The 22,381-nt window shown below is 66.6% G+C and carries 23 protein-coding genes; 18 read left to right on the top strand and 5 right to left on the bottom strand.

Annotation, left to right across the window (positions count from 1 at the left end):
* Positions 1–13: 13 nt before the first annotated feature.
* Positions 14–1,279 carry a PP2C family protein-serine/threonine phosphatase gene (locus QNI11_RS21260; RefSeq protein WP_283981670.1) on the top strand — a complete coding sequence of 422 codons (1,266 nt, stop codon included), beginning with the start codon at positions 14–16 and terminating at the stop codon, positions 1,277–1,279.
* Between the two features lie 6 nt (positions 1,280–1,285).
* Here QNI11_RS21260 and QNI11_RS21255 read toward each other — a convergent pair whose 3' ends face one another.
* Positions 1,286–1,723 carry an NUDIX hydrolase gene (locus QNI11_RS21255; RefSeq protein ID WP_283983543.1) on the bottom strand — a complete coding sequence of 146 codons (438 nt, stop codon included), beginning with the start codon at positions 1,721–1,723 and terminating at the stop codon, positions 1,286–1,288.
* 90 nt (positions 1,724–1,813) lie between these two features.
* Here QNI11_RS21255 and QNI11_RS21250 point away from each other — a divergent pair, with 90 nt between their 5' ends.
* From QNI11_RS21250 to QNI11_RS21215, 8 genes are all read left to right on the top strand, one after another.
* Positions 1,814–2,800: an Hsp33 family molecular chaperone HslO gene (locus QNI11_RS21250; RefSeq protein ID WP_283981669.1), complete on the top strand. Its 987-nt coding sequence runs from the start codon at positions 1,814–1,816 to the stop codon at positions 2,798–2,800.
* Positions 2,787–3,389, top strand: a complete 603-nt coding sequence (locus tag QNI11_RS21245) for a CoA pyrophosphatase (protein ID WP_283981668.1) — start codon at positions 2,787–2,789, stop codon at positions 3,387–3,389. Before QNI11_RS21250 ends, QNI11_RS21245 begins: the two co-directional genes overlap by 14 nt.
* Complete coding sequence (locus QNI11_RS21240) at positions 3,386–4,549, top strand: CCA tRNA nucleotidyltransferase (RefSeq protein WP_283981667.1); 1,164 nt, start codon at positions 3,386–3,388, stop codon at positions 4,547–4,549. The genes QNI11_RS21245 and QNI11_RS21240 overlap by 4 nt, the downstream gene beginning before the upstream one ends.
* 173 nt (positions 4,550–4,722) lie before the next feature.
* Positions 4,723–6,573 (top strand): ABC transporter ATP-binding protein, encoded by a 1,851-nt coding sequence (locus QNI11_RS21235; RefSeq protein ID WP_283981666.1) that lies wholly within the window; start codon positions 4,723–4,725, stop codon positions 6,571–6,573.
* Complete coding sequence (locus QNI11_RS21230; protein WP_283981665.1) at positions 6,573–8,435, top strand: ABC transporter ATP-binding protein; 1,863 nt, start codon at positions 6,573–6,575, stop codon at positions 8,433–8,435. Before QNI11_RS21235 ends, QNI11_RS21230 begins: the two co-directional genes overlap by 1 nt.
* Positions 8,432–10,264 (top strand): ABC transporter ATP-binding protein, encoded by a 1,833-nt coding sequence (locus QNI11_RS21225; protein ID WP_283981663.1) that lies wholly within the window; start codon positions 8,432–8,434, stop codon positions 10,262–10,264. Before QNI11_RS21230 ends, QNI11_RS21225 begins: the two co-directional genes overlap by 4 nt.
* An 86-nt stretch (positions 10,265–10,350) precedes the next feature.
* A complete protein-coding gene (locus QNI11_RS21220; RefSeq protein WP_283981662.1) occupies positions 10,351–11,580 on the top strand; it encodes a class I SAM-dependent RNA methyltransferase in 1,230 nt (409 codons plus the stop codon).
* Between the two features lie 59 nt (positions 11,581–11,639).
* Positions 11,640–12,137, top strand: a complete 498-nt coding sequence (locus tag QNI11_RS21215; protein WP_283981661.1) for a murein L,D-transpeptidase family protein — start codon at positions 11,640–11,642, stop codon at positions 12,135–12,137.
* 75 nt (positions 12,138–12,212) lie between these two features.
* On the opposite strand, the gene QNI11_RS21210 is transcribed toward QNI11_RS21215, so the two are convergent.
* Positions 12,213–12,770 carry a CAP domain-containing protein gene (locus tag QNI11_RS21210; protein ID WP_100928656.1) on the bottom strand — a complete coding sequence of 186 codons (558 nt, stop codon included), beginning with the start codon at positions 12,768–12,770 and terminating at the stop codon, positions 12,213–12,215.
* A 171-nt stretch (positions 12,771–12,941) separates the two neighbouring features.
* Here QNI11_RS21210 and QNI11_RS21205 point away from each other — a divergent pair, with 171 nt between their 5' ends.
* Both QNI11_RS21205 and QNI11_RS21200 read left to right on the top strand, forming a co-directional pair.
* Positions 12,942–13,538: a L,D-transpeptidase gene (locus tag QNI11_RS21205; RefSeq protein WP_100928655.1), complete on the top strand. Its 597-nt coding sequence runs from the start codon at positions 12,942–12,944 to the stop codon at positions 13,536–13,538.
* 147 nt (positions 13,539–13,685) lie between these two features.
* Positions 13,686–13,883, top strand: a complete 198-nt coding sequence (locus QNI11_RS21200) for a hypothetical protein (protein WP_040604523.1) — start codon at positions 13,686–13,688, stop codon at positions 13,881–13,883.
* A gap of 129 nt (positions 13,884–14,012) precedes the next feature.
* Here QNI11_RS21200 and hemH read toward each other — a convergent pair whose 3' ends face one another.
* Both hemH and QNI11_RS21190 read right to left on the bottom strand, forming a co-directional pair.
* On the bottom strand, positions 14,013–15,077 hold the full coding sequence (hemH, locus tag QNI11_RS21195) for a ferrochelatase (protein WP_100928654.1): 1,065 nt from the start codon (positions 15,075–15,077) through the stop codon (positions 14,013–14,015).
* A gap of 58 nt (positions 15,078–15,135) precedes the next feature.
* Positions 15,136–15,954, bottom strand: coding sequence for an SAM-dependent methyltransferase (locus QNI11_RS21190; protein WP_283981660.1), 819 nt, complete (start codon positions 15,952–15,954; stop codon positions 15,136–15,138).
* On the opposite strand from QNI11_RS21190, the gene QNI11_RS21185 reads away from it, so the two are divergent.
* From QNI11_RS21185 to QNI11_RS21170, 4 genes are read left to right on the top strand one after another with little or no spacing between them, the layout of a single operon-like run.
* Positions 15,955–16,698 carry a ComF family protein gene (locus tag QNI11_RS21185; protein ID WP_283981659.1) on the top strand — a complete coding sequence of 248 codons (744 nt, stop codon included), beginning with the start codon at positions 15,955–15,957 and terminating at the stop codon, positions 16,696–16,698.
* 39 nt (positions 16,699–16,737) lie between these two features.
* Positions 16,738–16,995 (top strand): glutaredoxin 3, encoded by a 258-nt coding sequence (gene grxC, locus QNI11_RS21180; RefSeq protein ID WP_100928651.1) that lies wholly within the window; start codon positions 16,738–16,740, stop codon positions 16,993–16,995.
* Complete coding sequence (locus QNI11_RS21175; RefSeq protein ID WP_283981658.1) at positions 16,995–17,831, top strand: carbon-nitrogen hydrolase family protein; 837 nt, start codon at positions 16,995–16,997, stop codon at positions 17,829–17,831. Before grxC ends, QNI11_RS21175 begins: the two co-directional genes overlap by 1 nt.
* Complete coding sequence (locus QNI11_RS21170; protein ID WP_100928649.1) at positions 17,828–18,259, top strand: MarR family winged helix-turn-helix transcriptional regulator; 432 nt, start codon at positions 17,828–17,830, stop codon at positions 18,257–18,259. Before QNI11_RS21175 ends, QNI11_RS21170 begins: the two co-directional genes overlap by 4 nt.
* Positions 18,260–18,362: 103 nt before the next feature.
* Here the strand turns inward: QNI11_RS21170 and ubiG are convergent, their stop codons facing one another.
* The gene (ubiG, locus tag QNI11_RS21165) at positions 18,363–19,103 is read right to left on the bottom strand and encodes a bifunctional 2-polyprenyl-6-hydroxyphenol methylase/3-demethylubiquinol 3-O-methyltransferase UbiG (protein ID WP_283981657.1); all 741 of its coding nucleotides are present in this window, start codon (positions 19,101–19,103) and stop codon (positions 18,363–18,365) included.
* Between the two features lie 47 nt (positions 19,104–19,150).
* Between ubiG and pip the strand changes: the two genes are divergently transcribed.
* The 3 genes from pip to QNI11_RS21150 are packed head-to-tail and all read left to right on the top strand — an operon-like array spanning position 19,151 to position 22,378.
* Positions 19,151–20,149 (top strand): prolyl aminopeptidase, encoded by a 999-nt coding sequence (pip, locus tag QNI11_RS21160; RefSeq protein ID WP_283981656.1) that lies wholly within the window; start codon positions 19,151–19,153, stop codon positions 20,147–20,149.
* Between the two features lie 40 nt (positions 20,150–20,189).
* Positions 20,190–21,185, top strand: a complete 996-nt coding sequence (locus QNI11_RS21155) for an ABC transporter permease (protein ID WP_100928646.1) — start codon at positions 20,190–20,192, stop codon at positions 21,183–21,185.
* Positions 21,182–22,378 (top strand): ABC transporter permease, encoded by a 1,197-nt coding sequence (locus QNI11_RS21150; RefSeq protein ID WP_100928645.1) that lies wholly within the window; start codon positions 21,182–21,184, stop codon positions 22,376–22,378. The genes QNI11_RS21155 and QNI11_RS21150 overlap by 4 nt, the downstream gene beginning before the upstream one ends.
* Positions 22,379–22,381 lie beyond the last annotated feature (3 nt).

The following is a 22,381-nucleotide window of genomic DNA, read 5'->3' as shown; positions in this document are numbered from 1 at the left end:
CGAAGGAAGCGCCTTGCACGCCGAAGAATTTCTCAAATCGCCCGTCCTGACGGGATCGATCCGGCGCGTTCTGGTCGTTGACGACAGTCAGCTTCAGCTGAAGATCGTCGGCCTCGTTCTCGCGCGGTGGGGGTTCGAGGTGCTGACCGCCACCTCCGGCCCGGAGGCGCTGCGCATCTGCGCCGAAACGCCGCCCGACCTCGTGCTGTCCGACTGGATGATGCCCGGCATGGACGGGCTGGAACTGTGCCGCAGGTTCCGCGCGCTCGACCGGGAGACATACGGCTACTTCATCCTCCTGACCTCGAAAAGCGAGAAGGGCGATGTGGCGCAGGGCCTCGACGCCGGCGCCGACGACTTCCTGACGAAGCCGGTGGACAACCACGAGCTCAGGGCGCGAATCAACGCAGGCGAACGGTTGCTGGCCATGCAGCGGGAGCTGTCGGTCAAGAACCAGCACCTCTCCGCAGCGCTGGAGGAACTGCGCGAGATCCACAAGGCGATCGACAACGACCTCAGGCAGGCGCGCACGATCCAGCAGTCCCTTGTCCCCGAACGGGTCGCCGAAATCGCCACCTCCCGCGTCAGCCTGCTGCTGCATCCCTGCGGCCATGTCGGCGGCGACCTCGTGGGTATGTTCCGTCCCGGCGGCGACCGGCTTGGCCTCTACAGCATCGACGTTTCCGGCCATGGCATCACCTCTGCGATGGTGACGGCGCGGGTGGCGGGCTATCTCTCAAGTACCTTTCCCGAACAGAACCTTGCCTTGCGCGCCATGCCCGGCAACCGCTTTGCCATGCGCGAACCGGCGGAAACCGCGCGCCTGCTGAACCAGCGCCTCGCCGCCGATCCGGGGGTGGAGGAATACCTGACGCTGGCCTATGTCGCCGCCGACCTGCGCACCGGACACATGCGACTCGTTCAGGCGGGCCATTCCCCCGCGCTGCTCCTGCGCGCCGACGGGCAAATCGAATGGATCGGCGACGGCGGCCTGCCCATCGGTCTCGTCGAAGACGTCAGCTACGACCAGCACAGGTTCCGAATGGCCAGCGGCGACATGCTCCTGCTCTACTCCGACGGTTTCACCGAGGCGGTGATGAAAGACGGCACCATGCTGGGGGAGGACGGGCTCGCGCGGCTGTTCCGCGAAAGCGCCGCCAACGGCTCCGGCCCCGACCTGATGGAGGACATGTTCTGGCGCCTCACCAGCGAGATGGAGAATTCGGACAAGCTGGGCGACGACGTTTCTGCCGCGCTTCTGGAATTCGACGTGCTGTAGGACCACCTACAGGATGTGTCGCGTCACCAGGTCCCGCTCCCCGGGATTGCCCAGAACCTGCGCCGCCACATCGGTCGGCACCCAATGCGCGGTGTGTCCCGGTTCCGTCGGATCGCCCAACGCAAAGACCGGCCGTGCGGTGTAGATGACGCACAGCTTCTCGGCCCAGATCTCGTACTCCGGCATCCAGGTGAATCGCCGGAACGCGCCCAGCCGCCGCGCGTCCGCGATTCGCCACCCCGTCTCTTCGAAGACCTCGCGGTGCAGCGCGGTCAGCGGATGCTCCCCCGGATCGACACCGCCGCCGGGCAGCTGGAATTCCGGGTAAGGGGACGACTGGTGCGTCAGAAGCAGTTTCCCGGCGCGCGGCAGGATGACGTAAACGCCGGGGCGGAAGGTGTAGCTTTGCCCGGCCTTCGGACTGTCCCCGTATCTGCGCATGATCCCTGCCCCTTTGCGTTCCGGACATGAAGTCCCTATATGACCGCCTATTGCCAGCCACAGGCAGCCAGGAAAACCCCCAAGGACCTATTCATGAGCTTCGGTGACAAGATCGCCTGGGACGATACCGTCCTTCCCTTTCAGCTTGATCGCAGCGACATGCGTGGCCGCGTGGCGCGTCTCGACGGCGTTCTGTCGGGCGTGCTGAAGCAGCACGACTATCCCGCCCCGGTCGAGGCCCTGGTGGCCGAGATGGCGCTGCTGACCGCGCTGATCGGCCAGACCATCAAGCTGCGCTGGAAGCTGTCGCTCCAGGTTCAGACAAACGGCCCGGTGCGGATGATCGCAACGGACTACTACGGCCCCGACAAGGAAGGCCACCCGGCGCGCATCCGGGCCTACGCCAGCTTCGACCGCGACCGCATCACCGATGCGACGCCGTTCCAGCAGCTTGGCGCAGGCTACTTCGCGATCCTGATCGACCAGGGCGAGGGCATGCAGCCGTACCAGGGCATCACCCCGGTCGCGGGCAACAGCCTGTCGGATTGCGCCGCCGCCTACTTCGCCCAGTCGGAACAGTTGCCGACGACCTTCGCGCTGACCTTCGGCCGCTCGAAGGAGCCGGGGCAGGAAGAGCATTGGCGCGCCGGCGGCCTCATGCTGCAGCACATGCCGAAGGCGTCGCCCTTCGCGGCGCAGGACGGCGGGTCCGGCGAAGAAGGCCTGTTGCAGGCTGACGACCTCGTGTCGGGCGACGAGCAGGAGAACTGGAACCGGGTCAACGCCCACCTCCAGACTCTGGAAGAGTTCGAGCTGATCGGCCCCTCCGTGCCGCCGACCGACCTGCTGGTGCGCCTGTTCCACGAAGAGCGGCCGCGCGTCTACGACAGCCAGCCGGTGCGGTTCGGCTGCACCTGTTCGGAAGACCGCGTGCGCCAGTCTCTGTCGATCTACTCCGCGAAGGACATCTCGCGGATGACCACGGACGATGGGCTCGTGACCGCCGACTGCCAGTTCTGCGGGGCGCATTACAAGCTCGACCCGAAGACGGTGGGGTTCGAGGCGGATGACAACGCGTGATCAGGCCGATGCCCTGCGCCGGGCGCTGGGCGTCCCGGCCGGGCAGTCGTCGGATTTCGACCTGAACCCCAGAATCGCGCTGCCTCCGGAGCGCAAGCTGCGCCCCGCGGGCGTGCTGGCGGCCTTCCTCGCCACGCCGCAGGGGCTGCAACTGCTGCTGACCAAGCGCTCCAGCCGGTTGAAACACCACCCCGGCCAGATCGCCTTTCCCGGTGGCAAGGTCGATCCGGGCGACGCGGACGAGGTCGCCGCCGCGCTGCGGGAAGCGCATGAAGAGGTTGGCCTCGACCCCTCCAACGTGGAGGTGCTGGGCACCCTGCCCGCGCATGAAACGGTGACCGGCTTCCTCGTGACGCCGGTGCTGGCACTGATCCGCGCGCCCTTCACGCTGGTGCCGGAACCCGGCGAGGTCGAAGAGGCGTTCTATGTCCCCTTCGACCACATCACCGACCCGGCCCGCTACAGCGTGCAATGGCGGCGCTGGCGGGGGGAAAGACGTCTCTATTACACCGCACCTTACGGTCCCTATTACATCTGGGGCGCCACCGCGCGGATGCTGCGCGGCCTGGCGGAGCGGGTGCAGGCGTGACCCGCGTCACCGGCGATTGGCTGACCGCGCCGGGCGCGCAGGCCGTGCTGAAGATGCTGGAGGATGGCGGTCATCGCGCCTATGCCGTGGGGGGCTGTGTCCGCAACGCGCTGCTCGGCGAACCCGTCGCGGACGTCGACATCTCCACCGACGCGCGTCCCGAACGGGTGATCGAGCTGGCGAAGGCGGCGGGCCTCAGGGCCGTTCCCACCGGCATCGACCATGGCACCGTGACGGTCGTCGCCAACGGCACGGGTTTCGAAGTCACCACCTTTCGCGCCGATGTAGAGACGGATGGCCGCCGCGCCGTGGTCCGTTTCGCCGATGACGTGGCCGAGGATGCGGTGCGCCGCGACTTCACCATGAACGCGCTCTACGCCGACCGGCACGGGCAGATCACCGATCCGCTCGGCGGCCTGCCCGACATCGCGGCGCGGCACCTGCGCTTCATCGAGGACGCCGACCGGCGGATTCGCGAGGACTACCTCCGCATCCTGCGATTCTTCCGTTTCTATGCCTGGTACGGCGACCCGCAGACCGGGATGGACGCCGATGCACTGGCCGCCATTGCCGCCAATCTCGACGGTCTGCAACACCTGTCGCGCGAACGTGTCGGGCAGGAATTGCTGAAGCTCTTCGCCGCCCCCGACCCTTTCGCCGCGGTCGCCGTCATGGCGCGCACCGGCGTCCTGAACACCGCCCTTCCCGGCGCCAGCGAGACCCCTCTCGGCCCGCTTCTCGAACACGAATCCACGCTGAACCTGCCGCCGGACCCACTGCGCCGACTGGCGGCCATTGGCGTTTTCGACGGCGGGGCGCTGCGGTTCTCCAAAGCCCAGAAGAAGCGTCTTGAGCAGTATCAGACCCTGATATCCGACCCTATGCCCCTGCCCGAGGTTGCCTATCGCCATGGCGCAGACATGGCGCGCGACGTGCTTGTCCTGCGGGCCGTGACCTTTGGCGCACCGCTCGACACCTCCGCCCTGAGCTCCATCGAGAAGGCCGCGAAAGCCCGGTTCCCGGTCGCCGCCAAGGACCTCAAGGACCGCTACCAGGGACCCGCCCTTGGCGAGGCGCTCCGGCAGCTCGAATCCGACTGGATCGCCTCCGGTTTCACGCTCGACAAGGCTACTCTTCTCGACCGCTCCAGAAATGCGTGACAACAGCATTCATCTGGGCTAAGAGACCTTCGAACCCTATCGGAGGCTGCTTGATGGAAATTGCACGGTCCCTACCCAGCTTTGCCTGAGTGACCCTGCGCGCGTGGGTCTGCCTCCGGCCCCCACGCTGTTTCATCATGCCCGTTTAACGCCACGAACAAAGGCGCCTCCGAATGTTCCGCTTCTTTGAAAACCTTGTCGATCCGTACTGCGACTACCCGCAAACCGACCGCCCGCCGACCCGCCTCTGGCCGTTCCTCTGGGATTATGCCCAGCCGTTCAAACGCATTTTCGTCTGGGCGACGCTGCTCTCCTGCCTGACTGCCTTTGTCGAGATCGCGCTGATCTGGGTGATGGGATGGGTGGTCGACGTGCTGTCCGGCGATCCCGCGCAGGTCTGGGCCGAACACGGCACCACGCTGATCCTTCTGGCGCTGTTCATCCTCTTCGTCCGGCCCGCGCTGCAGATGCTGGACGTGCTGGTGCTGAACAACGGCATCATGCCCAACTTCGGCACGCTGATCCGCTGGCGGTCGCACGCGCATGTCCTGCGCCAGTCCGTCGGCTGGTTCGAGAACGACTTTGCCGGGCGCATCTCCAACCGGATCATGCAGACCCCGCCCGCCGCGGGCGAAGTCGTCTTCCAGGTGTTCGATGCCGTGTCCTTCTCGATGGCGTACGTCATCGGCGCCATGGTCCTGCTGGGCGACAGCGACCCGCGCCTGATGGTGCCGCTGGTGCTGTGGCTGGGGCTGTACGCCCTGCTGATGCGCTGGACGATCCACCGGGTCGGCCCCGCGTCCAAGGCCGCCTCCGACGCGCGCAGCCTTGTCACGGGCCGGGTGGTGGACGCCTACACCAACATCCACTCCGTCAAGATGTTCGCCCATCACGACCGCGAACTGGCCTATGCCAAGGAAGCCATCGACACCACGCGCGAGACGTTTCAGCGCGAAATGCGTCTCTATACCATCATGGATGTGTCCCTCGTGGTGCTGAACGGCCTTTTGATCGTCGGTGTCGTCGGCTGGGCCGTGGCGCTCTGGATGCAGGGCTCGGCCACCGCGGGCGCGGTGGCGGCTGCGACCGCGCTGACCCTCCGGCTGAACGCCATGACCGGCTGGATCATGTGGGCGCTGACCACGCTCTTCCGCCAGCTCGGCGTCGTGGCGGAAGGGATGGAAACCATAGCCCAGCCCATCGACCTGACCGATGCGCCGGGCGCCAAGCCGCTGCAGCTGACCGAAGGCCGGATCGAGGTGCAGGAACTGTCGCACCATTACGGCCGCGGGGCAGGCGGGCTCGACCGGATTTCCCTGACGATCCGTCCGGGGGAGAAGGTCGGTCTTGTCGGGCGCTCCGGCGCGGGCAAGTCGACGCTGGTGAAGCTGCTGCTGCGGTTCTACGACGCCGAGAGCGGCACGATCCGCATCGACGGGCAGGACATCTCTCAGGTCACGCAGGACAGCCTCCGGCTCAACATCGGCATGGTTCAGCAGGATTCGAGCCTGTTGCACCGCTCCGTCCGCGACAACATCCTTTACGGCCGCCCCGACGCGACCGAAGAGGAGGTGATCGCCGCGGCAAAGCAGGCGCAGGCGCATGACTTCATCCTCGACCTGCAGGACCCGAACGGTCTGACCGGCTATGACGCCCATGTGGGCGAGCGCGGCGTGAAGCTGTCCGGCGGCCAGCGCCAGCGGGTGACCCTCGCCCGAGTGATCCTGAAGGACGCGCCGATCCTGATCCTGGACGAGGCGACCTCCGCCCTCGATTCCGAGGTTGAGGCGGCCATTCAGGACACGCTCTACGGCATGATGGAGGGCAAGACGGTGATCGCCATCGCGCACCGCCTGTCCACCATCGCGCGAATGGATCGAATCCTCGTGATCGAAGACGGTCACATCGTCGAGGACGGCACCCATGACGCGCTTTTGGCGGGGGGCGGTCTATATGCCTCCTTCTGGGCCCGGCAAAGCGGCGGGTTCCTCGATCTCGATACCGACGAAAAGGCAGCAGAGTGATGCAACGCGCGTTCACCAACTTCATCCACCGCGCCGGCAACCAGATCACCCCCGACGCCCCGGTCGGGGACGCGCCGCCGACGACGCTGCGCGCCTTCATGGGCTGGACGCTGGCCGGTGGCTGGCGGGTGATCTGGCTTGGCGTGATGGTCTCTGTCCTCGCCGGCATCATCGAGGTGGTGTCGATGAAGCTGCTCGGTTCCGTGGTGGACGCGGTGTCGACCACGCCGCCCGACCAGTTCCTGTCGCTGCACCTCGGGCTGGCGCTGGCCTGCGTCGCGGTCTTCCTCGTGGCGCGTCCGCTGCTGTTCGGCGGGCTGGCGCTAACCCAGTCGGTGATGATCGGCCCGAACATCTTCGTTCAGGTCATGGCGCGCACCTTCCGCTGGACGCTGGGCCAGTCCGTCACCTACTTTGACAACGACTTTGCCGGCCGGCTGGCGCAGAAGAAGAACCAGGTCGCCAACTCCATGACGGAAATCGTGGTGGAGACGGTGAACGCCGTGACTTTCGGCCTGTCGACCGTGATCTCCACCGGCTTCCTCGTCGGCGGCATCAGCCTTTGGATGGTCGCCGCGCTGGCGGGCTGGTTCGTGGCCTACGCGCTGTTCCTGAAGGTCATGCTGCCGGTCGTCCGCGGGCGCGCCGCCGCGCGCGCCGAGGCACGCTCCATGGTCACCGGGCAGGTCGTCGACTCGATCACCAACATCAAGACGGTAAAGCTGTTCGCCGGGGACAGCCACGAGGACGGCAAGGCGCTGAACTCCATGGAATCGCTGCGCCAGACCTGGCTACGGTTCGGTGAGGCGCAGACCTTCTTCCGCCTCGGTCTGATCTTCATCGCCGGGTTCCTGCCGGTGCTGCTGGTCGGCCTGTCGGTCGCGCTGATGGGCAACGGCGTGACGCCGGGTGACGTGGCCGCCGTGGGCGCGCTGTCGATCCGGCTCAGCCAGATGACGGGCTGGATCAGCTACACCCTCATGGTGATCTCGTCGCACATCGGCGAGGTGGAGGACGGCATGCGCACCCTCGCCCCCGCCCAGCGGATCGAGGACACGCCCGACGCCATGCCGCTGCACGTCTCACAGGGCGAGGTGCATTTCGACCACGTCAGCTTTGCCTACGGGCGGCGCGAGGGCGGCGTTCAGGATGTCGACATCACCATCGCCCCGGGCGAGAAGGTCGGCATCGTCGGGGCCTCCGGTGCGGGGAAATCGACCCTGATGTCGCTGATCCTGCGTCTTTACGACACCGAGGAAGGTGCCGTCCTGATCGACGGCCAGAACGTCGCGAAGGTCACGCAGCAAAGCCTGCGCCGCCAGATCGGCATGGTCACGCAGGAAACCGCCATGTTCAACCGCACGGCTCTGGACAACATCCGATACGGCCGCCCCGACGCGACGGAGGAAGAGGTCATCGCCGCCGCCGAGAAGGCCGAGGCGCATGAGTTCATCCTCGCGCTGCGCGACCACAAGGGACGGCAGGGCTACGGCGCCTTCCTGGGCGAGCGCGGCGTGAAGCTTTCGGGCGGCCAGCGGCAGCGCATCGCTCTGGCCCGCGCCATCCTGAAGGACGCGCCGATCCTCATCCTCGACGAGGCGACGTCGGCCCTCGATTCCGAGGTCGAAGCCTCCATCCAGGAGGCGCTGGACCGTGTGATGGAGGGCAAGACCGTCATGGCCATCGCCCACCGCCTGTCCACGATCTCCAGCATGGACCGTATCATCGTGCTGGATCAGGGTCGCATTGCAGAGCAGGGCAGCCACGACGAGCTGCTGGAGCAGAACGGCCTCTACGCCCGCTTCTGGGAACGCCAGTCCGGCGGGTTCATCGGCAGCGGCACGCAGGAGGCCGCCGAATGATCCGACGCCTGCTGCCGGAGATCGACACCTTCGCCGCGGCTGAGGGCCCGCCGCCGCGCGGGATGTGGGCCTTTGCGCGCTGGGCCCTGCGCGGCACCGAACGCGCCATCGGCCTGACCTTCTTCGTCACCTTCCTGGCGGGCGCCTCCGAACTGGTGGCCGCCCGCTTCACCGGCTGGGTGATCGACAGCGCGGGCGCGGCGGGGGCGGGCGCCTTCTGGGACACCTACTGGCCGCTCATCCTCTTCGGCGTCGCGTTCTTCATGATCCTGCGCCCGATCCTCTTCGTCTTCGACGCGGCCGTCTCGGGTGTGCTGCTGGGGCCGAACCTCTTCCCACTCGTGCTGTTCAGGTTGAATCGTTACACATTGGGCCACTCCATGGCCTTCTTCGAGAACGACTTTGCCGGGCGCATCAGCCAGAAGGCGCTGCAGGTCGCCCGCGCGCTGACCGACCTCGTGATCGAGGTCTCCGACGTCATCGTCTTCTCCCTCGCCATGTTCCTCGGCTCCTTCATCCTGCTGGGGTCCGTCGACTGGCGGCTGCTGACCGTCTTTGTGGTCTGGGCCGTGCTCTATGCCGCGACGCTGAGGTACTTCATCCCCCGCGTGCAGCGCCGCTCTGCCAGCCGGGCCGGGGCGCGCACGCAGGTCACCGGGCAGATCGTCGACACGCTGTCGAACATCTCGACCGTCAAGCTGTTCGCCCGCGACCACGACGAGGACCGCGCCACGCAGGATGCGCTCGAAACCCTGCGCCAGCGCTCGCTGGAATTCGGCGAACTGTCCGCCGTCTTCCGCATGGTTCTGATGACGCTCGGCGGCATCCTGCCCGTCGCGTCGATCCTCGGTGCGCTCTACCTCTACAGTGTCGGCACCGCCTCGGCGGGGGACATCGCCATGACCGCGCTCATCACCACGCGCCTGTCGATGCTGACCAACCGGCTGGGCCGCGTGGCGATCACCATCTTCACCCAGGTCGGAGAGATCGAGGACGGCATCGGCACGCTCACTCCCTCGCACGGGATCACCGACCGCCCCGGCGCCAAACGCATCGCGCCGCACGGACCGTTGCGCTTCGACCACGTGGGCTTTGCCTATGGCGGCGAAAGCGCCGCGCTCGACAACTTCGACCTGACCATCGCCGAGGGCGAGAAGATCGCGCTGGTCGGTGCCTCCGGTGCCGGGAAATCCACCGCCGTGTCGCTGCTTCTCAGGCTGCATGACGTGGAACAGGGTCGAATCCTGCTGGGCGGCACCGACATCCGCGACCTGACCCAGATCGCCCTGCGCGACGCCATCGCCGTGGTTCGTCAGGACACCTCGATGTTCAACCGCTCCGCCATGGAGAACATCCGCTACGGCCGTCCGGAAGCCACCGACGAGGAAGTCTTCGAGGCGGCGCGCCGCGCCTCCGCCCACGATTTCATCCTCGAACTGAAGGACTTCAAGGGCCGCACCGGCTACGGCGCGCGGCTCGGCGAACGGGGCGTGAAGCTCTCTGGCGGCCAGCGCCAGCGGATCGCCCTGGCCCGCGCCATCCTGAAGGACGCGCCGGTGCTGGTTCTGGACGAGGCGACCTCCGCGCTCGATTCCGAGGTCGAGGCAGAGATCCAGCAGGCGCTGGACGAGGTCATGCGCGGCAAGACCGTGCTGGCCATCGCGCACCGGCTGTCGACCATCGCCCAGATGGACCGCATCGTGGTCATGGACCAGGGCCGCATCGTCGAACAGGGCACCCACGACCAGCTTCTGGCGCAGGACGGGCTTTATGCGCGCTACTGGGCGCGGCAGTCCGGCGGTTTCATCGGGGCCGAGGCGGCAGAGTAGGGGCCTTTACCCCGGCGGCAGCGCTGGCGTAAGGAAGACGCCGTTTCAGGACAATTGTGCAAAGACGAAGCAGGGGGTGGGTCTCCATGACCGAAGACATGCGTGTGACGGTGGAGCGTCTCGGGCACCACGGCGACGGGATCGCCGCGGGCCCGGTCTACGTGCGCGGCGCGCTGCCCGGCGAGGTGGTCGAGGGCGCGGTGACCAGCGGCGTCATGCTGTCCCCGCGGATCGTGACCCCCGTGCCGGAACGTGTCTCGCCGCCCTGCCGCCATGCGAAGGCTTGCGGCGGCTGCCAGTTGCAGCACGCCGCCGATCCCTTCGTCGAAGGCTGGAAGGTTGACGTGGTGGCGCGGGCCCTGTCGGCGCAGGGGATCGAGACGGAGATGCGGCCCATCGTGACTTCTCCGCCCCGGTCGCGGCGGCGGGCGGGTTTCTCGGCCCGGCGGACCAAGAAGGGCGCACTGGCCGGTTTCCATGCCAAGGCCTCGGACGTGGTGATCGCGGTCCCGGACTGTCAGCTTGTCCGCCCCGCGCTGGCGGCGGCCCTGCCGATGGTGGAGGAACTGGCGGTCGCCGGCGCCTCCCGCAAGGGCGAGCTGTCGGTGCAGGTGACGGAGACGCTGGGCGGTCTGGACGTGGTGGTGACCGGCGGCAAGGCAGTGGACGACGCCTTCCGCGTAACGCTTGCGGGCATGGCGCAGAAGCACAACCTTGCGCGGCTGGCTTGGGACGACGAGGTCCTGACCCTGCATCCGCCCGCGCACCGCTTCGGCGATGCGGAGGTCGTGCCGCCCCCGGGCGCCTTCCTGCAAGCCACGGCAGAGGGCGAGGCCGCGCTGCTGGCGGGCGTGGAAGAGGCGCTCGAGGGCTGTTCCCAGATGGCAGACCTTTTTGCGGGCTGCGGGACCTTTGCGCTGCCGCTGGCCTCCCGCGGGAAGGTCCACGCCGTGGAAGGCGACGCCGCTATGGCGCGCGCACTGGACAAGGGCTGGCGGCAGGGCAAGGGGCTGCGCCACGTCACGCACGAGGCGCGCGACCTGTTCCGCAACCCGCTTCTGCCGGACGAACTCGCGCGCTTCGACGGGGTGGTGATCGACCCGCCCCGCGCCGGGGCCGAAGCCCAGGTGGCAGAGCTGGCAAACGCCCTTGTGCCGCGAATCGCTTACGTGTCCTGCAACCCGGTCAGCTACGCCCGGGACGCGGCACGGCTGATCTCGGCGGGATACAGCCTCGACTGGGTGCGGGTGGTGGATCAGTTCCGCTGGTCGACCCACGTAGAGCTGGTTTCGCAGTTCACGCTGGCGAAATCGTGAGATGTCCAGCCGTGGATAATTGGTGTATGGTCGCAAAAAATGTTCAGGGGCAGTGAACAATGCGATTTCTGAAACTCGGCCTTCTTCTGCTGGCCGTACTGGGCGCCTCGGCGTGTTCCAGCAAGTTCTACACGTACCGCGGGCCGGAAGTGACCCAGGTCGTGGTCAACAAGGGCGAGCGTCGGCTTCACCTGTTGCACCATGACAAGGTGCTGAAGTCCTACGACGTGGGTCTGGGCTTTGCGCCGCAGGGGCACAAGTTCATCGAGGGCGACGGCAAGACGCCGGAAGGCAATTATTTCATCGACCGCCGCAATCCGAACAGCAAGTTCTACCTGTCGATCGGCATCAGCTATCCCAACCCGATGGACCGGATGACCGCGCAGGAACTGGGCAAGAGCCCGGGCGGCGACATCTTCATCCACGGGCAGGGGCCGAGCTATCGCAAGGGCAGTCCGCGCGACTGGACCGCCGGGTGCATCGCCGTGACCGACAAGCAGATGCGCGACATCTACGCCATGGTGCAGGACGGCACGCCGATCCAGATCAATCCCTGAACGAAAACGCGCCGGACCTTCGGGGTCCGGCGCGCGTTAACCTTTTGTAAAGGTTGGAGGTTTCGCGGCGAAACCTCAGGTCTGCAGACCGGGCGTCGAGGCCATGCCGGACGCGCCGGTCACCAGGCACCACCAGATCTTGCCGTTGTTTTCCTGATACCAGGCAAAGCCCATCTCCGTCGCGGAGGAATCGAGGATGACGTTGCGGGTCGGCGTCTCTTCCATCCAGGCCGAAAGGGTTTCCAGCTCGGTCTCGTAGGTTTCCGAGATCGCTTCGCCCACGAGGCGGCCGGTGTAGCCCACGCGCTGCACCCGGTCGATCGGCGAGGAGCCGTCGGAGCCGAAGTGCCACGGGCGGTTCTGGACCGACATGTCGCGGGCATGGGTGGCGGCGGCGGCCTGCAGCTTGTTGTCGAGCGTCAGGGCCGGGGCGCCGGAGGCCTGGCGCAGCGCGTTCACCGCATCGAGCATCCGGTATTCGATCTGGCCGCGCTGGCCGGGTCCGATCCGGTAGACGCGGGGCAGGGGTCTGCCGTCCGGTCCGACCCCTCCGCCACCGGTCGGTGCAGGCGACGTGGTGCAGGCTGCAAGCGCTGCGAAGGAGGACAGGATCAGGAAGGCGCGACGGTTCATAGGGACTGCTCTCGCATTTAAGGCGTTTCGACTGCCTTACCGCGCCGTGCGTTGCGGATCAAACGCACATCGGCGTGAAGCTGCGTGATGACAAGCCTTTGAATTGCGACTGAGGCATTCAGGCCATATTATACCCACAGGCAGGACATCCCCTGATCAGGAGCTTGAATCATGGCTGACACGCCACGCTTTACCATTGGCCGCCGTGCATTTCTTGCCGCGACAGCCGCTACCCTTGCGACACCGGCACTGGCACAGGTGAACGGAGCAGGCACGACGGAGATCGAGCGCGAACTGAATTCCTCGGTGCGCCGCAACATCTCCAGCTTCCGGACGCTGAACTGGCAGCCGTACTTCTCGAACCTTTCGAAAGGTGCGATTCTGGTCGATATTTCCTCGCGCGCGCTGCACTACTGGCAGGAAAGCGGGCAGTATCACCTGTACCCGTGCTCGGTTCCGCTGACCGAGGACCTGACGCGCCGCGGCCGTACCTCGATCACGCTGAAGGACCCGAACCCGGACTGGCGCCCGACCCCGGCGATGAAGATCCGCAACCCGGAGTGGCCGGACTATGTCGGCCCCGGCCCGGACAACCCGCTGGGCACCCGCGCGATGCACCTGAGCTGGCAGTATTACCGCATCCACGGCACCCACGACACGCGCAAGATCGGCCGCCGCTCCTCGAACGGCTGCATCGGTCTTTACAACGAGCATATCGAGGCCCTGTACGAGATGGCGTCCGTGGGCACTCAGGTGTTGCTAATTTGACGACACTCGGGCGAGCGGCGAATTTCGCGCGTTAAGAAGCAATTGCAAAGCCTTCGAAATGCTGCTTAGAACGAGTCACGAGGTAAGTCTTGGGTGCCTGTCGTACGGACCACTATGGCCGCGGCAGGCGAATATCTGGAGGATAACATGAAGAAACTCGCACTCGCCGCCGCATTTGCAGCTGCTGCAACTTCCGCAATGGCCGGTTCCTACGCTAAGGACGACGTTGTCATGGAAGTCGAGCCGGTTGTTGTTGTTGAAGAGACCCAGGCGTCTTCTTCTTCCGCAGCTCTGCTGATCCCGCTGCTGCTGATCGCAATCGTTGCGGCTGCTGCTGCTGACTAATCGTCAGAAGCACCCGCAACCGTGCGGGCTTTGAGAATAGAAAAGGCGGTGCAACGGCACCGCCTTTTTCATTTCCGGGTCAAGGTGTGGCGGGTCCGGGGGCGTCTGCCCCAAGACCTGCCTTCTTTTTCAGCGGACCCAGCCTGACAGGTTTTCGCCGATCACCGTGCTGAGCGCCTCGATGTGGGCGTCGTCGTCGTTCAGGCAGGGGATGTAGGTGAAGCTCTCGCCGCCGGCGTGTTCGAAGCTCTCCTTGATCTCCTCGTTGATCTCTTCCAGCGTTTCGATGCAGTCCGCCGAGAAGGCCGGGGCGCAGATGGCGATGCGCTTCACGCCGTCTTCCTTCGCCAGCCGGGCGACCTCTTCGACGGTGTAGGGACGCAGCCAGTCCTCGGGGCCGAACTGGCTCTGGAACGTGGTCTTGATCTGCGAATCGTCCCATCCGAGCCGCTCTTTCAGCAGGCGCGTCGTCTTCTGGCACTGGCAGTGATAGGGGTCGCCTTCCATAAGGTAGCGCTGCGGCAGGCCGTGATAGGAACAGATCAGAAGCTCGGGCTTCTGCTCGGCCGCGGCATAGGCGCGTTCGACCGACTGGGCCAGCGCCTCCACGTATTTCGGATGCTCGAAATAGGGGTCGACGATCCGCGCGGTGGGCTGCCATTTCTCGGCCATGAGCGCGCGGAAGAACTGGTCGTTCGCGGTGCCGGAGGTGGCACCCGCGTATTGTGGGTAAAGCGGGAAGAACAGGATCTTGCGGCAGCCCTTTTCCACCAGCTCGCGGACCTTCGACTGGGTCGAGGGGTTGCCGTAGCGCATGCAGAAGGCGACCTCCACCTGGTCGCCGTATTCTTCGGCCATGCGGGCGGCGATCTTGGCGGTCTTCGCCTTGGTGATCGTCATCAGCGGCGACTCGTTCGCCTCGTTGTTCCAGATGGAGCGGTAGGCGGCGCCAGAGGTGAAGGGCCGCTTGGACAGGATCACCAGTTGCAGGAGCGGCTGCCATTTCCACGGCGCGTAGTCGATCACGCGGCGGTCCGACAGGAACTCGTTCAGGTAGCGCCGCATGGACCAGTAATCGTGGCCGTCCGGCGTGCCGAGGTTGGCGAGCAGGACGCCCACCTTCCCGGTTGCGACCTTCGGGTGGTCAGAGGGGGCGTGCGCGGGCCGCGTCCCGGTCGTCGTGCCATCCAGCATCGGTTATGTCCCCTTTTTGGAATGTTTCGCCAGCTAGGTATCGCGTCATGCTGGCAGGTCAATCTTTCAACGGCGTTTCCTGCGTGCCCAGGGCGTCGGCCAGACGCTTTGCCGCGCTGCCGGGGCGGAGGGGCTGCGGCTGGCTGGCGTCGGGCGCCCAGCCGGTCAGTGTCAGGATCTCGAAGGTGGCGCGGACGCGGCCGTCCTTTGCCGGGTAGCTATCGGCGTAGATCTCGGCGGCGCGCATGAGGACGCGGCGGCGGGTGAAGCGCCTGATCCGCGCGTCGAGCGCGTTGCCCTCACCCATTGCGCGGAGTTCCTGCATCAGGTGCAGCGCATTGCGGTAGCTCACGTCGAGCGGCGCGCTGTCGGCCACCGGCAGGGCCAGACCGGCACGCTGCATCAGGGCGCCCAGATCGCGGATCTCGGCCATGGGCAGGACGCGGGGCGAGAGGCCGCCGGTCACTTCGGCCTCGGCCTGGCCAAGAGCGGCGCGCAATTCGTGCAGCGTCTGGCCGCCGAAGGCGAGCACCAGCGCCAGGCCATCGGGTCTCAGCGCGTGGCGCACCTGGATGAGCTGGCCCACCGGATCGTCGGCCCAGTGCAGGCAGAGCGCGTGGATCACGAGGTCATGGGCGCCGGGGGTGAGGTCGAGGATCTCCGTATCCTCGACAAGGCGCGCCTCCGGAAAGGTCTGCCGCCAGACGTCGGGAAAGGGTGTCACCACGGCGGGGGCGGTAAACGTCCTGTTAACCATGGCCAGCCGATCCTCCGCCTCGTCCCGCGCGATGTCGTGCAGGAACAGCGCGCCCTTGTCGGCGCGGCGGCGGTTGCGGGTCAGGGCGGCCCGGTCGGTCAGGCGGGGAGGGGTGTCCATATGAAAGCAGATAATTTCTGGACCGCGCGGATGCAAACCCTCCTGCAGCTTGTTTATCCGCCGCGCTGCCTGTCCTGCGGCGGGCTGGTGGAGACGGACTTCGGCCTTTGCGGGGCCTGCTGGCGCGAGATGCGGTTCATCACCGGGCTGACATGCGACCTCTGCGGTGTGCCGCTGCCGGGGGAATCCGGGACAGTAGAGCATTGCGACGACTGCCTGACGGTTGCGCGTCCGTGGGTGAAGGGCCGGGCGGCGCTGGTCTATGCGGACGTGGGGCGGCGGCTGGTGCTGGCGCTGAAGCATGGCGACCGGCAGGACATCGCGGCACCCGCGGCGGCGTGGATGGCCCGGGTCAGCCGCGACATGGTGACGCCGGACACGCTGGCGGTGCCCGTGCCGCTGCACCTGCACCGCCACCTTTCGCGGCGCTACAACCAGTCGGCGCTGCTGGCCCGGGCCCTGGCGCGCCGGCTGGGGATCGACTGGTGCCCCGACGCGCTGATGCGGCGGCAGGCGACGCCTCTGCTGGACGGCAAGACGCGCGCCCAGCGATTCGAGGTGCTGTCGGGCCGGATCGCCGCCCGCGCCGGGCGCGAAGGGCTGATGGCGGGCCGGCGGGTGCTGCTGGTGGACGACGTGATGACCACGGGCGCGACGCTCGCCGCCTCGGCCGAGGCCTGTCTGTCTGCGGGCGCACAGGAGGTATGCGTCTCCGTTCTGGCGCGCGTCGCCAAAGACCCCTAAGTTTCCGTCAAAGGTCCATGGACCGAAAGGAAACGCACCATGCAAAACGTCGAAATCTATTCCACCCCGATCTGCGGCTACTGCCACGCGGCCAAAAAGCTCCTGACCTCCAAGGGGGTCACGTTCCACGAGATCGATGTCATGCGCGAACCCGCGCGCCGGTCGGAGATGATGGACCGCGCCCACGGCCGCCACACCGTGCCGCAGATCTTCATCGGCGAGACCCACGTCGGCGGCTACGACGACCTTGCGGCGCTGGAGCGGGAGGGCAAGCTCGACCCGTTGCTGGCGGGCTGATGCGGGTTGCCCTGCTGCAGATGACCTCCTCGGACGATCCGGGGGACAACCTCGCCACCATGCGCAGGATGCTGAAGGAGGCGAAGGCCGACGGCGCGGAGATCGCGCTGACGCCGGAGGTGTGCAACTGCGTCTCGATGGACCGCGCGCACCAGACGGAGGTCCTGCGGCAGGAGGGTGACGACAGGGTGCTGGCCGGGCTGTGCGCGCAGGCGGCGGCGAGCGGCCTCTGGGTGCTGGCGGGGTCGCTGGCGCTGAAGGCCGAGCCGCCGGAGGACCGCTTCGTCAACCGGTCGTTCCTGATCGATCCCTCGGGCGGCATCGTGGCGCGCTACGACAAGATGCACATGTTCGACGTGCAGGTGTCGGAGACGGAGACCTACAGGGAATCGTCGGGCTACGTGCCGGGGTTGCAGGCGGTGGTCGCGCGGACCGATGTCGGTGTCATCGGCCTGACGGTCTGCTACGACCTGCGGTTTGCCTACCTCTACCGCGCACTGGCGCAGGCGGGCGCGGAGATCCTGACCGTGCCGGCGGCCTTTTCGCCCGGGACGGGGCCCGCGCACTGGATGCCGCTGTTGCAGGCGCGGGCGATCGAGACCGGCTGTTTCGTCCTCGCCCCGGCGCAGTGCGGCACACATCCGGCGCGCCATGGCCGGGCACGAAAGACCTGGGGCCATTCGCTGGTGGTCTCGCCCTGGGGCGAGGTGATCCTCGACGCCGGGACGAAGCCCGGGGTCCACGTGGTCGACATCGACCTGTCGGAAGTGGCCGAGGCGCGGCGCAAGGTGCCCGCCCTGACCCACGACCGCGCATTCACGGGTCCGAAGACATGAGCGACGGCAGCGCGCTTGCCATCTCGCTGTTCAGCGAGTTGCTGGTCGCGGACCAGCTGTTGCGGGCGCGGCTGACCAAGGTGCTGCCGAACCGGATGGAGATCTCGCATTTCTCGGTGCTGAACCAGCTTGCGCGCGGCGGCGAGAAGAGCCCGGCGCAGCTGGCCCGGTCGTTTCACGTGACGCGGGGTGCCATGACCAACACGCTGTCGAAGCTGGAGATCGCAGGTTACGTGCACATCCGGCCCGACTGGGACGACGCGCGGCGCAAGATGGTGTCGATCTCGCCCGCGGGGCGTTCGGCCCGCGATGCGGCGCTGGCGGCGATCACGCCGCTGATCGACGAGGTGATGACCGACCTTGGCGACGAGAAGGTGCGCGCCGCGATCCCGGTGTTGCGGGAGTTGCGCGGCAAGCTGGAGGGGTAGCGCCCGCGGCCGTGCGGAACAGGGGGCGCTGCCCCCGCCGCTCCTGCGGAGCGGCCCCCCCGAGGTATTTTCCGCCAAGATGAAGGGTGGGGCCGGATGCGGTTCAGGACGCGGGGGCGAGCGCGGCGGTCACGTAGTTGACGGAGAGGTCGCGGTCGGAGATCGACCAGCGCCAGGAGACCGGGTTGAACACGTAGCCCTTGCGGTCCACCGGCTCGAGCCCGGCGCGGCGCATGAGGTCGTAAAGCTCGTCCGGAGTGATGAACTTCGACCATTCGTGGGTGCCCTTCGGCAGCCAGCGCATCACGTATTCCGCGCCGACGATGGCCATGGCGAAGCTTTTCGGGTTGCGGTTGATGGTCGAGCAGAGGTGCAGGCCGCCGGGTTTCAGCAGGCGGCGGCAGGCGGTCAGGTAGGCCAGCGGATCGGCCACGTGTTCGACCACTTCCATGTTCAGCACGACGTCGAATCGCTCGCCCGCCTCGGCGAGGTCTTCGGCAGTGGTGTGGCGGTAGTCGATGTCGAGGCCGGACTGTGCGGCGTGCGCCTCGGCCACGGGAATGTTGCGGGGGGCGGCGTCGACGCCCACGACCTCGGCGCCGAGGCGGGCCATGGGTTCGCAGAGGAGGCCGCCGCCGCAGCCGATGTCGAGGATGCGCAGGCCCGCGAAGGGTTTTCCGGTGCCGAGCCGGCGGTCGAATTCCCCGGCGATCTGGTTGGTGATGTAGTCGAGCCGCACCGGGTTCATCATGTGCAGAGGCTTGAACTTGCCGTTCGGATCCCACCACTCGGCGGCCATTGCCTCGAATTTGGCGATCTCGGATGCGTCGACGGTTGTCGTCATGACATTCCCCATGGTCTTTCCCTATGCTTGGCCAATATAGGTAGGACATGGACAAAATCCCGGGCCAAAAGCGCGCAGCGCAGTATCTATATCCTCCGGTTGACCCGTTCGATCAGCGTACGCTCGATACGGGTGACGGGCATCAGATCTATGTCGAGCAGTGTGGCAACCCCGACGGGTTGCCGGTGGTGGTGTTGCACGGTGGCCCGGGCGGCGGCTGCAGCCCGGCGATGCGGCGCTACTTCGACCCGCAGGTTTACCGCGTGGTGCTGTTCGACCAGCGCGGCTGCGGCCGGTCGAAGCCGCACGCCAGCGTGGTGAACAACACGACCTGGCACCTGGTGGCCGACATCGAGATGATCCGCGAGACGCTGGGCATCGACCGCTGGGCGGTGTTCGGTGGAAGCTGGGGCGCGACGCTGGCGCTGGTTTACGGCATCACCCATCCGGACCGGGTCAGCCACCTGATTTTGCGCGGCGTCTTCATGATGACCAAGGCGGAGCTGGAATGGTTCTACGGCGGCGGCGCCGGGCAGTTCTGGCCGGAACCCTGGGCGCGGTTCACGCACCTGATCCCCGAGGAAGAGCGCGGCGACATGATCGGCGCCTATGCCAAGCGGCTGTTCTGCGGCGACCTGCCGACCGAGACGCGGCACGCGCAGGCCTGGTGCGCGTGGGAGAACGCGCTGGCCACGGTCTATTCCAACGGCAACGGGGGCGAGTCGCCGGGGCACTACGCCCGCGCCTTCGCCCGGCTGGAGAACCACTATTTCGCCAACGACGGCTTCCTCGAGCATGACGGCTGGATCCTGGCCAACATCGACCGGCTGAAGGGCACGCCCGGGGTGATCGTGCAGGGCCGTTACGACATGATCTGCCCGCCGCGCCGGGCATGGGAGCTGGCGCAGGCCTGGCCCGAGGCGGACCTCAGGATGGTGCGCAATGCCGGACATGCGCTGTCGGAACCGGGCATCAGTGCGGAATTGGTCAGAGCAATGGACGAAATATCCCGCCAAGAGGGTTTACATACAATGAGCGGCAGTTAATGTTGACTCCACAGTCAATAAAAAAAGAACCGCAGGGAACGTGAATCCGGTCCTAACCATCATCCTGCAGCGTCTGGCCCTTGGCATCCTGACTCTGTTCATCGTCTCCATCGTGATCTTCGCGGCGGTCAACATGCTGCCCGGCGACTTTGCCCAGGCCATCCTCGGTCAGGGCGCCACCCCGGAAGCGGTCGAGGCGATCCGGCGGGATCTCGGGCTCGACCAGTCCCCGGTGGTGCGGTACTTCGAATGGCTGTTCGACGCGCTGAGGGGCGATCTGGGCAATTCCTTCGCGCAGGCGAACTTCTCCTCCTTCGTGGGAACGGACAGCGGCGTGCGGACCACGGTGGCGGCACAGATCGCGCCGCGCTTTGCCAACACCATGTTCCTTGCGGGAGTGACGGCGGCGATTGCCGTGCCCTTCGCGGTGACGCTGGGCGTGCTGGCCGCGCTCTACCGGAACTCCGTCTTCGACAAGACGGCGAACATCGTGTCGCTGACCTCCGTCTCCTCGCCGGAATTCTTCCTCGCTTACCTGCTGATCCTGTTCCTCGCGGTGCTGAACCCGGTCCTGCCGAGCCTGTCGAACATCTACGAAGGCATGAGCTTTGGCGAACGGCTGGAAAAGACGCTGCTGCCGGCGCTGACGCTGACTCTGGTGGTGACGGCGCAGATGATGCGCATGACGCGGGCAGCGATCATCAACCTGCTGGCCTCTCCGTATATCGAGATGGCGCGCCTGAAGGGGATCAAGCCGATGCGGGTGATCGTCCGCCATGCGCTGCCCAACGCGCTGGCACCGATCATCAACGTCATCGCCCTGAACCTCGCCTATCTCATCACCGGCGTGGTGGTGGTCGAGGTGGTGTTCGTCTACCCGGGCATCGGCCAGCTGTTCGTCGACAGCGTGAAGATCCGTGACATCCCGGTGGTGCAGGCCTGCTGCCTGATCTTCGCCGGGGCCTACATCCTGCTGAACCTGACGGCGGACATCATGTCGATCCTGACCAACCCCCGTCTGAGGCACCCGAAATGAGCATCTGGATCAAGGTCCTCATCGCGCTTGCCCTCGTGGCGGCGGCCGGCTGGCTTTTCCGCTTCGTCGGGCAGAAGGCGACCGGCAACAAACCCTACTTCCGCGACATGAACTATGCCGTGGCCTTCGGTTACGCGCTGGGTGTCGCGGTGATCATCGGGGGCATCTGGCTGTACTTCCAGCCCAAGGCGAATGAAGCGGGGGCGCCCGTCGCCTCTGTCCTCTATTTCCGCTGGACGGTGCAGGGGGTGGGCATCGCGGCCGCCGGGGCCTTCCTCTTCCGGCTGGTCGGGCGGCACGTGGGAACAGCCGGCACGCGGAAGATGTTCCAGCATATGCCGCTGACCGCGGCCTTCGGCATTCTCGTGATCCTGATCTACGCTTTCCTCGCGATCTTTGCCGGGGTTCTGGCGCCGCACGGGCAGGAGCAGGTCTTTGGCCAGGCCAACATCGTGCCGGGCGGCAATCCGGCGGTGGGCGGCAACCCGGATTTCCCGCTGGGCACCGACCAGATCGGCCGCGATATCCTGTCCCGCCTGATCTACGGTGCGCAGAACACGGTGGGCATCGCCTTTGCCACGACGGTCCTGGCCTTCCTGCTGGGCGGTACGCTGGGCTTCCTTGCCGCGACGCTGCAGGGCTGGATGGACCAGGTGCTGAGCCGGGGCGTCGACGTGCTGATGGCGATTCCGTCGCTGATCTTCTCGCTCCTGCTCATCACGGTGGCGAGCGCGTGGGTGTCTGGAACCGGGCTGACGATGGCCATGATCCTCATCATCGCGGTGATCGATTCGACGCGGGTGTTCCGTCTGGCGCGCGCCGTGGGGATGAACATCGTCGTCATGGACTATATCGAGGCGGCCAAGCTGCGCGGCGAGGGCCTGCTGTACCTCATCTTCAGAGAGATCCTGCCCAACGCCACCGCGCCGCTTCTGGCGGAGTTCGGCCTGCGGTTCTGCTTTGTCTTCCTGACGATTTCCGCGCTGTCGTTCCTTGGCCTCGGCATCCAGCCGCCGCTGGCCGACTGGGGAACGATGGTGAAGGACCTGTCGGCCTTCATCAACTACGCGGGTTTCGCGCCGCAGATCGCCGCCGCGCCGCTGCTGGCCGCGGGCGCCATTGCCCTGCTGACGGTCGCGGTGAACTTCGTGGTGGACTGGATGCTGCACCGAAGCTCGGGTCTGAAGGAGTAAGGA

Source organism: Sagittula sp. MA-2, from assembly GCF_030126985.1.
Lineage (GTDB): Bacteria > Pseudomonadota > Alphaproteobacteria > Rhodobacterales > Rhodobacteraceae > Sagittula.
Note: the sequence above shows the minus strand (reverse complement) of the source record. Positions and strands in the feature narration are given on the sequence as shown.

Coding starts and splice junctions, on each gene's coding strand:
- QNI11_RS21250 (WP_283981669.1), top strand. CDS start 1,814: ATGAGCTTCGGTGACAAGATCGCCTGGGACGATACCGTCCTTCCCTTT.
- QNI11_RS21245 (WP_283981668.1), top strand. CDS start 2,787: ATGACAACGCGTGATCAGGCCGATGCCCTGCGCCGGGCGCTGGGCGTC.
- QNI11_RS21235 (WP_283981666.1), top strand. CDS start 4,723: ATGTTCCGCTTCTTTGAAAACCTTGTCGATCCGTACTGCGACTACCCG.
- QNI11_RS21230 (WP_283981665.1), top strand. CDS start 6,573: ATGCAACGCGCGTTCACCAACTTCATCCACCGCGCCGGCAACCAGATC.
- QNI11_RS21225 (WP_283981663.1), top strand. CDS start 8,432: ATGATCCGACGCCTGCTGCCGGAGATCGACACCTTCGCCGCGGCTGAG.
- QNI11_RS21220 (WP_283981662.1), top strand. CDS start 10,351: ATGACCGAAGACATGCGTGTGACGGTGGAGCGTCTCGGGCACCACGGC.
- QNI11_RS21215 (WP_283981661.1), top strand. CDS start 11,640: ATGCGATTTCTGAAACTCGGCCTTCTTCTGCTGGCCGTACTGGGCGCC.
- QNI11_RS21210 (WP_100928656.1), bottom strand. CDS start 12,770: ATGAACCGTCGCGCCTTCCTGATCCTGTCCTCCTTCGCAGCGCTTGCA.
- QNI11_RS21205 (WP_100928655.1), top strand. CDS start 12,942: ATGGCTGACACGCCACGCTTTACCATTGGCCGCCGTGCATTTCTTGCC.
- QNI11_RS21200 (WP_040604523.1), top strand. CDS start 13,686: ATGAAGAAACTCGCACTCGCCGCCGCATTTGCAGCTGCTGCAACTTCC.
- hemH (WP_100928654.1), bottom strand. CDS start 15,077: ATGCTGGATGGCACGACGACCGGGACGCGGCCCGCGCACGCCCCCTCT.
- QNI11_RS21190 (WP_283981660.1), bottom strand. CDS start 15,954: ATGGACACCCCTCCCCGCCTGACCGACCGGGCCGCCCTGACCCGCAAC.
- QNI11_RS21185 (WP_283981659.1), top strand. CDS start 15,955: ATGAAAGCAGATAATTTCTGGACCGCGCGGATGCAAACCCTCCTGCAG.
- grxC (WP_100928651.1), top strand. CDS start 16,738: ATGCAAAACGTCGAAATCTATTCCACCCCGATCTGCGGCTACTGCCAC.
- QNI11_RS21175 (WP_283981658.1), top strand. CDS start 16,995: ATGCGGGTTGCCCTGCTGCAGATGACCTCCTCGGACGATCCGGGGGAC.
- QNI11_RS21170 (WP_100928649.1), top strand. CDS start 17,828: ATGAGCGACGGCAGCGCGCTTGCCATCTCGCTGTTCAGCGAGTTGCTG.
- ubiG (WP_283981657.1), bottom strand. CDS start 19,103: ATGACGACAACCGTCGACGCATCCGAGATCGCCAAATTCGAGGCAATG.
- pip (WP_283981656.1), top strand. CDS start 19,151: ATGGACAAAATCCCGGGCCAAAAGCGCGCAGCGCAGTATCTATATCCT.
- QNI11_RS21150 (WP_100928645.1), top strand. CDS start 21,182: ATGAGCATCTGGATCAAGGTCCTCATCGCGCTTGCCCTCGTGGCGGCG.